A 12,560-nucleotide genomic window follows, 5' to 3' on the forward strand; every position below is an offset into this window, starting at 1 on the left:
GGAAAATCCCGATAAACAGAAGGGGGGAAGCCTGATGCTGCGCGTGATGGCATTGGCTCTGTCGATTCTTATGTTCTCGGGATGTGCCGAAGATCCAGACAAGAATCGTTCCGGGGCCCAGACTCAAGTAAAACCGAACAATGATCGCAATGCCGGTCCGAAGCATGAGCAGGTGACGGAAACAAGGCTGAACAAGGAGCTCGGCGGGAAGGATGTGGAAGCTTTGAACAACGCTTTGCTGGATGCTGCCAAAAAGGGCAAGACGGCAGACGTAAGCCGGCTTATTAAGGATGGGGCCGACGTTAATGCGCAAGACGGCAGCGGCCGGACCCCGGCCATGCTGGCAACGCTCGGCAATTACCCGAAGACGGTCAAGTCGCTCATCGATCACGGCGCTGACATTAATGTTCAGGCTCATAACAAGGACAATCCATACTTGTACGCGGGAGCGGAGGGATTGTTCGACATTCTGAAGCTGACGATCGAGGCGGGAGCGGACACGAAGCTGACGAACCGCTTTGGCGGGACGGCGCTCATTCCGGCGGCAGAGCATGCGCATCTTGACGTGATCAAGTACCTGCTGACGGAGTCGGATGTGGGTGTCAACCATGTGAATAATCTCGGCTGGACCGCCTTGATGGAAGCGATTGTGCTCGGCAGCGGCGGGAAGGAGCATCAGCAGGCGGTGAAGCTTCTCATCGAGCATGGAGCAGATGTGAACATTCCGGACAGCAAAGGGGTGACGGCGTTAGCCCATGCGCGTGAACGCGGCTTCACGGAGATTGCCAATATGCTGGAGCAAGCCGGCGGCAAGCTGGAACGATAACGACAAGGAGGAATTCATCATGAATGCTGCGACATATTGGTTGACCAATGTCAGATTGGAAACAGGCTTCCATACGGAACAAGGACGGATTTTAGGAACAGAGACTGCTCTCCATCACTTGCGCGTCGAGGAGGGCATTATCGCTGCCATGGAGCCTGCAGACCGATTGCCCCAGGATGGCCTGCCGCAGATCGATGCGAATGGGCTGCTTATGCTGCCGGCTTTCCGGGAGATGCACATCCATATCGACAAGACCTATTACGGAGGCCCTTGGAAGGCTGTGCAGCCGGCAGCAAGCATCTTCGACCGTCTGGCAGAGGAGCAGGAACTGCTGCCGAAGCAGTTGGCTACCCTCAAGGATCGTGCGGCCGCGATGCTGGATCTGATTATCGGTCATGGCGCGACTCATGTTCGCACCCACACGAATGTGGATCCGGTCATCGAGATAAAGAATATGGAGCTTACGCTGGAAGTGCTGGAGGAATATAAGGGCAAGCTGACGGCAGAGACTGTTGCCTTCCCGCAGCATGGGCTTCTTAAGTCCGCTTCCGTCAATCGAGTGAAGGAAGCGATGCGTCTGGGCGCGACTCATGTTGGAGCGGTCGATCCTGCGGTCGTCGATGACAACATCGAGAAGTCGCTTGCGACGCTGATGGACATCGCGGTGGAATTCGACGCGGGCATTGACCTTCACCTCCATGAGCGCAACCAACTGGGCCTATATACGATGAACAAGCTGGCCGATATTACGGAGCAGGCCGGTTGGCAGGGGCGGGTAACCGTCAGTCATGCGTTCGGCTTCGCGGGCATGGCCCATGCGCAAGGGACGGAATTGGCGGAGCGATTCGCTAAGCTTGGTATTTCTGTTGCCTCAACCGTGCCAATCGGCGCAGTTCACATGCCGATACCGATGCTCCGTGATAAGGGGGTTCGCGTCGAGTTGGGCAACGACAGCATCACCGACCACTGGTCTCCGTTCGGTACGGGGGATATGCTGCAGAAGGCGAAGCTCGTAGCGGAGCTGTATCATTACACTGATGAATATGCGCTGTCCCGCGTCCTCGGCTTCATTACGGGTGGCGCTATGCCGCTCGATCAGACAGGCAAACAGGTGTGGCCTCTGGTCGGTGCTCCGGCCGATGCGGTGTTCGTCGAAGCGAGCTGCTCGGCAGAGGCTGTAGCCCGCTGCTCGAAGCGTCCAGCCGTCCTGTTCCAGGGCCAGATCGTGGCAGGGGAGTTGCCGCGCGGTTAATCGCTCAAGCGTTATTGGCGCGGTGGCGCTTTTGGCAAAATAATATGTTAATTACGTACCGTAAAGAGGTTATGGTCCTTCGGGGAAATGTTCTCCGGATGATTATAATCTCTTTATCTTTCCTGCGATTTGGGGAATCCTGGCGCTGTTTCGCACAGGTTGGCTTCATTTGTGTAAGAAAGTCCAACAATTGTGGAAAATAGTGCAATGTGCGCGGGGAGGACTTACCTATAATGAAGAGGAGACATTACATTTGACATGTAACCGCTTGCACTTGGCGGAAGAACAGCAAGTTCGAACAACAATGAAATGGAGTGAGCCATGGTGAAATTAGGAGTCAGTATTTACAGCTTGCATGCCGCTTTGCATCAGAAAAAGATGAGCGTGTGTGAAGCGTTGGAATGGCTGAAAGAACAAGGTGCGGACCATGCGGAAATCGTGGACTTGGACTTTGATATGGTGAACCGTCCAGAATTCGCTGACCAGCTTCGTGAGAAGGCGAAGCAAATTGGTCTGGAATTGTCCAACTACTGCATCGGCGCCAATTTCGCTGGTCTGAATGGTGAAGAGCTGCAGCGCGAGATCGATCGCGTGAAGGCGCACGTGGATGTCGCGAATCGCTTAGGTGTGGCACGGATGCGTCATGATGTGGCATCGCGTGTCCACGGCGAGACGGGAACGGCTTACTTCGAACAGGACTTCCCTCAGCTTGTGGAAGCGTGCCGCCAAATCGCCGACCACGCCGCCAACTACGGCATCATTACAAGCGTAGAGAATCATGGCTTCTACACGCAAGCGAGCGAGCGCGTGAAGCGCCTTGTGCTTGCTGTCAATCGTGACAATTTCCGTACGACGATGGATGTGGGCAACTTCGTCTGTGTGGATGAAAATCCGCTTATCGCCGTGCGCAACAACATTGAAGTGGCATCAATGGTTCACTTGAAAGATTTCTATATCCGTCCTGCGGACCGGAATCCGGGCCAAGGCTGGTTCCAGTCGCTGCATGGCAATTACTTGCGCGGCGCGATTGTCGGTCAAGGGGATTTGCCGATGTACGATATTGTGCGCGCGGTGAAGGCTGCGGGCTTCGACGGCTACGTCAGCATCGAATTCGAGGGCATGGAAGATTGCCTTACAGGCACGAAGATTGCGATGGACAATGCCCGCCGCATTTGGAATGAAGTTTAATTACATTACTTATATATAGAAAGGATGAAAGTGATGAGCAAAGTAAAAGTAGCGGTAGTAGGTGCCGGATCGATATCTGAAATGCATTTTGGCGGTTATGAGAAAAACAGCGAGGCAGAACTCGTAGCGGTCTGTGATCTGAACGCAGAGCGCGCGAAAGAGAAGGCCGTCAGATTCGGCGCGCCGGAAGCGACTATCTACACGGACTATAAGGAATTGGTCGCCGATTCGAATGTTGATGCAATCAGCATCTGTACATGGAACAATTCCCATGCTCCGATTGCGATTGCTGCATTGGAAGCGGGCAAGCATGTGCTGGTGGAGAAGCCGTTGTGCATGACCGTGGAAGAGGCACTGGCCGTGCAGGAAGCGCAGAAGAAGAGCGGCAAGACGCTGCAGGTGGGATATGTGCGCCGTTACGGCATGAATACCCGTGTGTTGAAGAAGTTTATCGATGATGGCGATCTGGGTCAAATTTATTACGCGAAAGCTTCCTGCCTGCGCCGGCTTGGCAATCCGGGCGGATGGTTCAGCGATAAAGAGCGCTCTGGCGGCGGGCCGTTGATCGACTTGGGCGTACACGTAATCGACCTGTGCTGGTACCTCATGGGCAAGCCGAAGGTGAAGTCGGTCAGCGGCAATACGTACAACTTGCTCGGCAACCGGAATCATATTGAGAATTTATCGTTCTATAAAGCATCCGATTATGACGCGAACGTTAATACGGTCGAAGATATGGCGAATGCGCTCATTCGCTTCGAGAACGGCGCTTCTCTCGCCGTGGATGTCAGCTTCTCCTTGCATTTGAAGCAGGATGAACTTAATGTCAAGCTGTTCGGCGACAAAGGAGGAGCGGAAGTGGAGCCAGAGCTTCTCATTCTCGGAGAGAAGCATAATACGATTTTGAACATGAGTCCGCAAATCGACCATCTGAGCTTCGACTTCAACCGCGGCTTCCAAAATGAAGTCGATCACTTTATCGATTGCTGCCTCGGCCGTACAGAGACGTTGTGTCCGGCTGAAGACGGAGTAGAAATGATGAAGATGCTGTGCGGTATTTACGAATCCAGCGCCAAAGGAACGGAAATCGTATACTCTTAGCAGCAGGTGCGAGCGGAAAGGATGGCAGGGGGATTGCGCGAGGAGTTGGCTGCACTCCTCCGTGAACATGCCTATAAATGGCCGGAGCGTCACTCGGGTCCTGCTTCTGCTCAACGATCATAGTAAGCCATCATTACATTAAGGAGTGGTAACCGTGACAAAAATTACGAATCCAATCGGTGTCATTACAGACAGCTTCCGCCTCCCAGTGCGTGAAGCACTAGTGAAAGCGAAAGAAGTCGGTGCAGATGGCGTGCAAATCTATGCTGTCAGCGGAGAGATGGATCCGGCCAACTTATCGCAAGAGGCACGTAAAGAATTGCGCAGCTATATCGACTCTCTGGGATTGCACATTTCCGCGCTTGTCGGTGATCTGGGCGGCCACGGCTTCCAAGATAAACATGCAAACCCGGAAAAAGTGGAGAAGTCGAAGCGCATTCTCGACCTCGCACTCGAACTGGGCACCAATGTGGTAACGACTCATATCGGGATCGTTCCGCATGAAGAAAATGAAATTTATTACGCGATGCAGCAGGCTAGCGAAGAGTTAAGTCAATATGCCAACAGCTTGGGTGCGCACTTCGCCATCGAGACGGGGCCAGAGCCTTCTGTGCATCTGAAGTCGTTCCTCGATACGTTGACAGGCACAGGGGTAGCCGTCAACTTCGATCCGGCCAACATGGTCATGGTAACTGGCGACGATCCGGTTCAAGGCGTGTATACCTTGAAGGATTATATCGTTCACACTCATGTCAAAGACGGCGTTCGTCTGCGCGAGGTCGATCCGCGCGATGTATACGGCATGCTCGGTTATGAGCCGATGTCGCATGAGAAGATTGCCGAAATGGCAACATCAGGCCCATTCAAGGAAGTGCCGCTCGGCGAAGGCAAGGTTGACTTCGATGCTTACTTCCAAGCGCTCGTAGATATTGGCTACCAAGGCTACCTGACGATTGAGCGCGAGGTCGGCGACACGCCAGAAGCGGATATTCGCAAAGCGGTAGAATTTATTAAACGTTATAAATAAGCATGAATAAAAGGACGGCGGTTCTAAGACTGCCGTCCTTCTTCTATGGCAGAGCTGCCAGGATCGTCATCGCTCGCTGTGCCGGACAACAGCTGCTGCATGGCAGCCTTCTCCTTCTGTCCCAACGCATGGCCGATTACATTAACATATCCCCCGACAGAAGCCATCTTCCCTTCGTAGCGTGTGAAATATAGCTGCCATACGGTATCCAGCGCTTCCGTTCCCGTTTGCCGCACCCATTCCGTCATTACTGCCGCGCCTTTAACACGGTACAGTTCGAGCGCATCCTCATCCAGATAGATGCTGGAGGTCGTCACAGGCTGTGCGGGCAGATCAGTCGGGGATACTTGCTTCCAAGGCGCTCCCTGGCTTTCGTGCCGAAAATATTGAACGGCAAATTCAGATAATCCTTCTTCCAAAAACGCATCGGTAACCGCATTATTCCCGATTGATGACGAGAACCACTGCTTCGCAATGGAACGGAGCGTGTCATCGGTTACGAGGGCATCAGTGGCATCCGAATCTGTCTGGCTGTCTCCAAGCTTGCCAAAGAGGATGATACCGTCCAAGCCTTCATTCATTTCCGGATACGGAGCTTCGACCATTTTCCAATGCTTCACCGGCAGCTTTCCCAATTTAACATTGTAGAATGAGATGGCGTCTTCGACGGTCGAGAGCCATTTCTCTTGCTCCCCCGCGGAGCTCTGCCGTTGCTTGAACGTGTAGAGCGACAATGTTCCGCCGCCTGTTAACGCATGCTTCGTTTCTTGATAGTCCGGGCTGGCATAAAATACGAACTGGCGGATGCCGTAGGCCTGAGTGTGCACAATTTGCCTGTTCTGCTCCAATGTGCGCCCAACTTGGGTTCCGTTCGTAATCAAAGTCCAAGCGGCCGGCACATTCAGTTGGACATCATAATCGGCTGCATAGAAGAAGTCGCTTTTGTAGCCAGGATAATTGGGCACCCTGTTCCAAGCCTGACGTATCGGGTCATAAACGGCAAGCTGCGGCGTCCAATAAGTTCCGCCTGCATACTGTTCTGTATATGATAAACGCTGTGCCCCGTAAGGCACTAGTACTTCATATTCGATTCGGATCGAGGTCGTTGCTCCAGGCGCTAAAGCTTTGCCAAGCTTCACAGTGAGCGCTTGATTGGCGTGGGTATAGTCAAGCCTCTTTCCCTCTCCTGTCGTTACTTTCTTCATCGTTACGCCGCCAAAGAAGACATCGTTGTCGCCAATCGCGTTATGTTGTCGCCCAAGCAGCAGCTGCTCGTTGCGTTGTTGATATTGAATGGGCTGAAGCTCCGGCTTGCGATAGCTGTCGGCAAACCAATGAAAAACCAATTCCTGTAAGCTTCTATCATGCGCATTGCGGAAGGTGACGTTGGCTGACGCATGTATCGTATGCGTCTGTTCGTTCCAAGTTGCTTCGATAGCGTATTGAATCGGGGAGGATGAAATCATAGGATGTGAGGATTGGGCCTCACTCTTGTTCCCTAGCGCGCATCCGCTGAGCAAGCTGATTATAAGAAGCAGCAGGATGACCGTTATGCTGTGCTTGCACATTTTGCAGCCGGAGAGAGATGGATTTATTTGTATTTTACTCATGTTTGCTCCCCCTTCCGCCGATGAGATAAGTGACGTTACCTTGTAGAGGTTTACTTTTATTGTAGAAGAGGGGGCGGCAAGGCGCCTATCGATTTGACTTACGCGAGGCTTACAATTTTGTCACGAAATAAGTCGAAAAAATAGGTCTAATGGTCCTAAGGAGGAATATGTTACTATAATTAATATGTGAGTATGATCATATCTTAATATATTTATGAGTTTAGAAAGGGATGAACAACATGATTCTTCGCAAACCAACGTTACCCATAACCATTCATGATACTACGGTCGACGCATTGGATTCTTTGAAGCCGAAGCTTCTGTTTCTCCAAGTTACATCGCAAGACGTTGAATGTTTGCGCCGCCTGGCCCCGTACTTTGACAAGTATGCCGAAGCTATCACGGAGCGCCATTATGAGCTGTTGTTCCGTCTTCCTGAAATGAAATCACTCATTGAACAACACAGTACACGAAAACGGTTGACGGAGACTTTTATCATTTATTTACGTTCGATTCCGCATATTGCATTCGATGGCGAGTATGTGCGTACGCGTGAGAGAATCGGACAAGTGCACAGCCGGATTCAATTGGAGCCAGAATGGTTCCTCGCTTCGTTCCTTCGTGTGTATGAATTTCTCGTCCCGCTCATTGTAAAAGACTTTCGCGCAGGGGAAGCGGCACAGATGACGCTGGCGCTTCATCGAATTCTAATGCTGGATGCCCAGATCGTATTGGAAGCGTATCAAGCTGCATATGAATATCGGATTATGGATTCGAACAGCAAGACGATGGAGATGCTCATCCAGATGGACGGTATTCATTCGCTGCTTCAATCGGCAGATAACTCGGTACACGATGCGTTGCGTATTCAATCGGCCGCAGAACAATTGACTTCTTCGATTGAAGAAGTATCGTCCCAGACGACAGATGCAGCCACAACGACGGATTGCATGGTCAGCGCGTTGCAAGAGAACAAGGCGATTGTCGAACAGACGATTCAAGGCTTTGAGGAAATGACGGAGATGTTCCGCGATACGAGAGATCGGTTTGAGAATTTGCAGCAGTCCATACAAGACTTGTCCGACGTCGTGCAGCTGATTGATTCGGTAGCGGATCAGACGCATCTGCTGGCGCTGAATGCCTCCATTGAAGCGGCCCGGGCGGGTGAAGAGGGGCGGGGCTTTGCCGTTGTGGCCGGAGAAGTCCGCAAGCTATCGGAGCAGACGAAGCGCTCGGTTCACAATGTCTACGAAGTGATAGGCAACATTCAAACGCTGGCAACATCTGTTCAAGAACGAACGAATAAGATGTCGGATCAGATGGAAGTCCAGCACGATAAAAATAGAAGCGCGTTCGACCAATTGGAACAAATGATGCAATCGGTGAGCGAGGTCGGGTTAACCGAAGACACAATCGCGTCTATCGTCGAACAGCAAGCGGCGGCAACGCAAGAAATAACGAATAGCATGGCAGGCATTGTCAAGAACACCGAAGTGGTGATGGAGATGGCCAAGCGGACAGGAGAACATATATATACGACGAGTAAAACGGTCGAAAGCTTGCGGCGAAGCTCGTTGGAATGGTTCAATCATATGAACGACGCACAGTGGATTCGCATCATGAAGACGGATCATCTGCTCTGGAAATGGTGGACATACAATCGATTGTTGGGCTACGATGATAGCGACCCTGAATTAATGGAGAACTACAATCAATGCCGCTTGGGCAAATGGATTCAAGCGCAGCATGAGCAGAAGTCGTCTGCTCTTGTGCAAAGCCCGAAATTTCAAGCCTTGGTGGATCGGCACCGGGAAATGCATCTATTGGCAGGCAAAGCAGCGCGTCAATTTGATGAAGGACAGCTGGAAGAAGCGATACAGAGCTACAAACAGCTGGATGACAGCTCGCAACAATTACTGCAGCAACTGGATGAGCTGAAGGTATGGCTGGAGAGCAAACCATCGGCTGCATCATCATAGCGGGGATATTTATGTAACCACTTACATTTACATGGTGTTTATTCCCTTGGATGGTTCAGGAAGATCGAAAGAGGCCGGTCAAAGGAGACTTTTTTATGGGCGAAGCCTATACACTTAAATGCAGTCATTGCGACTTTCACACAAATGTTTTTGTCGGAATCGGATAAAAATAGAAAATGGGTCGGTCAAAGTTTATTCCACGAATTTTTGCCGGTCCTGAGCTTTAATGCGCCGCTCCTGAAATCGTCCCCCGATTGGCGGATTGGGGAGAACACGTGGCTTCATCCGGTTCGCCTGTCAAAATAATGAATCCATCCGGGAGATCTATCAGGATTTATTCAGCTGGCCTACTCCACATAAAGATGAGTCGATTATCGGATTGATTATCGATCATTTCGGGTTGCAGAACAGTCTTTTGGAGAAATACTATGAATTAAGAAACCGTTTTGAGCTGAAAATCGATCATGAAATCAAGTTGGAGCAATCGCATAAGTACTGAACAATCAGTTATATGAAATAGACGGATGGCCTCCCTGCGGCATATCGAGCGGGCCTCCAACTCTACTTTGACAGTGGCTGTGGAGGCTTTTTCGGACAAAATCCAGAGAGACCATTTCTAAAGCGAATTGAATGGGAAATCAAATTCTCAAGGTTGTTGATGGCTGGTGGCAGTCTAGCTTTTTTCACCGACTGCTAAGGAAACTAAAATAACGAATAGCGCAGCGATAGCATTCCATGTTAACTGATCACCCAACACTACGGTTCCTAATAAAATACCGAACAGAGGCACCAAATAGTTAGTGAGCGATGCAAATGCGGCGCTTGTTCGCCTAATCAAAATATTGTACAGCATGTATACGATTCCAGCTTGCAACACACCCAGTATAATAACGTCAAGGATTTGCTGCCAGCTCAATTGCACACGTAATGGATCTTCAAAAATAAAAGCAAGCGGCAATAAAATGACCGATGCAACAAATAACACATTTCGCATAGCCACAATCGAAGACATAGGAGGGAGACGCTTAATCAGAAGCAGCGATACCGCAAAGCTGAGAGATGCCCCTAATAAAGCGACATAACCCATAAAATTCCCAGCAAAAGAGATTGAAGAAATATCAGGGGCAAACAGCAGGCATAAGCCTCCAAATCCCATGATAACGCTTATCCATTTCTTGAATGGCAGCTTTTCGTTCGGCGCAAAAATTTTAACAAAAATAATCGTAAAAATCGGCACGGTGCCCAATAAAATAGAAGCAGTGCTGCTGTTAATGTACTGCTGTCCCCAACCGATCAAGATGAAAGGCACAACCGCCTCCAGCACTCCAATCCAGATAAGTGATTTCCATATTCCGGATTGTCCTTGTGTTCTCTCCTTTTTACCGGAAAACAAATGTAATGTGGCAAGTGTGATGGTACCTAACAATGCTTTGCAGGCGGCTAATGTAATCGGCGTTATGGAATTGATCACCAAGTCGACAAAGAAAAATTGCGAACCCCAGATCAAGCCGATACCTAGCAACAGCAAGTAATTTATCCTGTTCATGAACATGTCCTCACTTTTAAAAATATATTTTGTCATAATGCGGTCCGGACAGTACGCCCCTTAAAGTACAGCAGCAAATAAACGATGTTGTCTGTTTATCATCCGGTTCATCATTTCTCTATCGTGCTTGCATGCATGCAATGCTTCAGTCAGGCCGCTTGCCATCATATTAAATCTAGCGGTCTTATGAAGCAATAAAAAAAGAGGGCATCTGTATCGGTACAGATGCCCTCTGGCGCGGAGTCAGATCGCAAGGGTTTTTCTTTTTTAAACTGTCTGGCGTCTGAGATATGCGGGGGTCGTGGTTACTGATCAAAGGGGAGAGTGAGTGGAAGCCAAAAAATTCAATAGTTCAACTTATATAGCCGCTACTTTCGTCGTCGTCATCATTAATTTCTGGTGTTCCCAGCTTTAGGACGATCGCGGCGCCCACAGCATAATGGCTACGCCCGCCAGACAGAAGACGGCACCGACCCAGTCGTAAAAGTCCGGCGTCATCTTATCCACCCACCAGCCCCAGAGAACCGCAAGAACGACGAATACTCCTCCATAAGCCGCATAGACGCGACCGAATGAAGGAAAGGATTGCAGCTAGGCGACCTTGACGCCGACCAGCGATATCATCAAGGAGTCGCGATATTTTGAATAAGCGCTAAGTGGTTACCTGCTCATGAGTCTGGCAAGAGGCGAATTCGACATCGAATTACACCTGTTATGTAACTGAAAACAGGCCCCGGCAATCAAGGCTACCGGGGCCGCAGCATAAATGCTACCTGCCTTTATGCTTGTCTTTCTTCTTCTGCATGCGAATGCTCCGCTTCTTCTCCTTCAATGCCTCGCGCTGCTCGCGTGAACGATGGGTGCGTTCCTTCTTCCGGCTCTCCAGCTCCAGCCGCAGCGCTTCTTGCGACTGCGAGGATATGCCTTGCAGCTGCATCTCTCTTGCCACGAGTCTAGCCAGCCGTTTCGGATTTACGCGGCGGATAGGAGCGCAAGCCGCCTCGGCACTCTGCGAGACGAGCTCGATTAACGGCATCATGAGTGTCTGTACGAATTCCAGCACGTCTGTATCTTTCGGCTCGGAGCCGAACACATGCCGGCACGCTTTCACTTGATTTCCATCTGCTTTCTCCACTACGCCCACCCAGAACGGGGCATCAAAAAATACGGTCAGTTTCACATTCAGTTCCCCCTCAATCAGACTTCGAGTGATGGACATCCCGAGGGGGGAAGGTTACTGACATCCGAGGCATTATGAATGGACGGATGCGTCCGGACTACCGACCGAACTGTGTTTTTACACTCATGAACAGTATATCGCATAATTTCTATAGATTATATATGGGAGCGGCATCGATGAACAGTAAAGGGGGAGGAAAAATTGATGTTCTCCCTCCCAAACCGAAAGTACGAATTCGTGTTGAACGCGGAGCATTATTATATACTTGCACTTGTTCTTATCGGAATTCCCTTGCTGCTTCTGTTTGCATGGCGCAACCGAATGTCTTTCATGAAGCGCAGGCTTATTCTCCTTGCGATAGCGTTTCTTAGCTTCGGTATGATAGGCAGCTATTATATTGCGCAACTGCCTGGCTATACTTACGAGGATGCTGTGCGTTTAGTAGAGCGGGAGGCAGCGGCGGCTGGACGGAGTGTGGAAGTGATCGTTCCGAAGACGGGATCCGACCGCGCATTAACGCAGGGAGAGCAACCCTGGCTGCAGCTTGTCATTGGCAAGTATGCGATTCATGTGCGGGAAGGAGGAACGGGGCAAGTATATCTTTTTGACCCAGAATCCGGAACATATGAACTGTTCACCAAGCAGAGAGAAGGATGGCCGCTCGATTTGGATGAGGGAGCGTAGGGACTTTGGACAATGGCCGACAAGATTGCGCCTGCCTGACGATGTGCCTCCCGTTTTCCTCTGCCGCCCTGATCATGATATGATGATGAAAGAGGAATACTTGAAGCAGCGGAATGTGGAAGCATTATCGGGGGATTGCTATGAATATGAACACGAGTAAGCGGTAC

Annotated in this window: 12 protein-coding genes and 1 pseudogene; 9 read left to right on the forward strand and 4 right to left on the reverse strand. The window is 50.6% G+C overall.

The window, feature by feature from the left end:
• Nucleotides 1–34: 34 nt before the first annotated feature.
• From M3650_RS07440 to M3650_RS07460, 5 genes are all read left to right on the forward strand, one after another.
• Complete coding sequence (locus M3650_RS07440; RefSeq protein WP_251573576.1) at nucleotides 35–826, forward strand: ankyrin repeat domain-containing protein; 792 nt, start codon at nucleotides 35–37, stop codon at nucleotides 824–826.
• A gap of 19 nt (nucleotides 827–845) precedes the next feature.
• The gene (locus M3650_RS07445) at nucleotides 846–2,078 is read left to right on the forward strand and encodes an amidohydrolase family protein (protein WP_251573577.1); all 1,233 of its coding nucleotides are present in this window, start codon (nucleotides 846–848) and stop codon (nucleotides 2,076–2,078) included.
• Nucleotides 2,079–2,399: 321 nt separating this feature from the next.
• Entirely contained in the window at nucleotides 2,400–3,266 is an 867-nt protein-coding gene (locus M3650_RS07450; protein WP_019423069.1) for a sugar phosphate isomerase/epimerase family protein, read from the forward strand.
• Nucleotides 3,267–3,299: 33 nt separating this feature from the next.
• Entirely contained in the window at nucleotides 3,300–4,367 is a 1,068-nt protein-coding gene (locus M3650_RS07455) for a Gfo/Idh/MocA family protein (protein WP_251573578.1), read from the forward strand.
• Between the two features lie 154 nt (nucleotides 4,368–4,521).
• A complete protein-coding gene (locus M3650_RS07460; protein ID WP_251573579.1) occupies nucleotides 4,522–5,394 on the forward strand; it encodes a sugar phosphate isomerase/epimerase family protein in 873 nt (290 codons plus the stop codon).
• Nucleotides 5,395–5,417: 23 nt separating this feature from the next.
• Here the strand turns inward: M3650_RS07460 and M3650_RS07465 are convergent, their stop codons facing one another.
• Nucleotides 5,418–7,004 carry a gluzincin family metallopeptidase gene (locus tag M3650_RS07465; protein ID WP_251573580.1) on the reverse strand — a complete coding sequence of 529 codons (1,587 nt, stop codon included), beginning with the start codon at nucleotides 7,002–7,004 and terminating at the stop codon, nucleotides 5,418–5,420.
• A 239-nt stretch (nucleotides 7,005–7,243) separates the two neighbouring features.
• Between M3650_RS07465 and M3650_RS07470 the strand changes: the two genes are divergently transcribed.
• On the forward strand, nucleotides 7,244–8,983 hold the full coding sequence (locus tag M3650_RS07470) for a methyl-accepting chemotaxis protein (protein WP_251573581.1): 1,740 nt from the start codon (nucleotides 7,244–7,246) through the stop codon (nucleotides 8,981–8,983).
• A 262-nt stretch (nucleotides 8,984–9,245) separates the two neighbouring features.
• Nucleotides 9,246–9,482 (forward strand): hypothetical protein, encoded by a 237-nt coding sequence (locus tag M3650_RS07475; RefSeq protein ID WP_251573582.1) that lies wholly within the window; start codon nucleotides 9,246–9,248, stop codon nucleotides 9,480–9,482.
• Between the two features lie 174 nt (nucleotides 9,483–9,656).
• Here the strand turns inward: M3650_RS07475 and M3650_RS07480 are convergent, their stop codons facing one another.
• The 3 genes and pseudogenes from M3650_RS07480 to M3650_RS07490 all read right to left on the reverse strand — a co-directional run bounded on the left by M3650_RS07480 (nucleotide 9,657) and on the right by M3650_RS07490 (nucleotide 11,709).
• Nucleotides 9,657–10,529, reverse strand: coding sequence for a DMT family transporter (locus M3650_RS07480; RefSeq protein WP_251573583.1), 873 nt, complete (start codon nucleotides 10,527–10,529; stop codon nucleotides 9,657–9,659).
• 411 nt (nucleotides 10,530–10,940) lie between these two features.
• A pseudogene (locus M3650_RS07485) lies at nucleotides 10,941–11,117 on the reverse strand (YnfA family protein); the annotation flags it as partial.
• Between the two features lie 181 nt (nucleotides 11,118–11,298).
• Complete coding sequence (locus tag M3650_RS07490; RefSeq protein WP_251573584.1) at nucleotides 11,299–11,709, reverse strand: YjdF family protein; 411 nt, start codon at nucleotides 11,707–11,709, stop codon at nucleotides 11,299–11,301.
• 204 nt (nucleotides 11,710–11,913) lie between these two features.
• Here M3650_RS07490 and M3650_RS07495 point away from each other — a divergent pair, with 204 nt between their 5' ends.
• Both M3650_RS07495 and M3650_RS07500 read left to right on the forward strand, forming a co-directional pair.
• Nucleotides 11,914–12,393: a hypothetical protein gene (locus M3650_RS07495; protein WP_251573585.1), complete on the forward strand. Its 480-nt coding sequence runs from the start codon at nucleotides 11,914–11,916 to the stop codon at nucleotides 12,391–12,393.
• The gene (locus tag M3650_RS07500; protein WP_251573586.1) at nucleotides 12,380–12,553 is read left to right on the forward strand and encodes a hypothetical protein; all 174 of its coding nucleotides are present in this window, start codon (nucleotides 12,380–12,382) and stop codon (nucleotides 12,551–12,553) included. The genes M3650_RS07495 and M3650_RS07500 overlap by 14 nt, the downstream gene beginning before the upstream one ends.
• Nucleotides 12,554–12,560: the final 7 nt, after the last annotated feature.

It is taken from the genome of Paenibacillus sp. MER TA 81-3 (assembly GCF_023713585.1).
GTDB lineage: Bacteria > Bacillota > Bacilli > Paenibacillales > Paenibacillaceae > Paenibacillus_B > Paenibacillus_B profundus.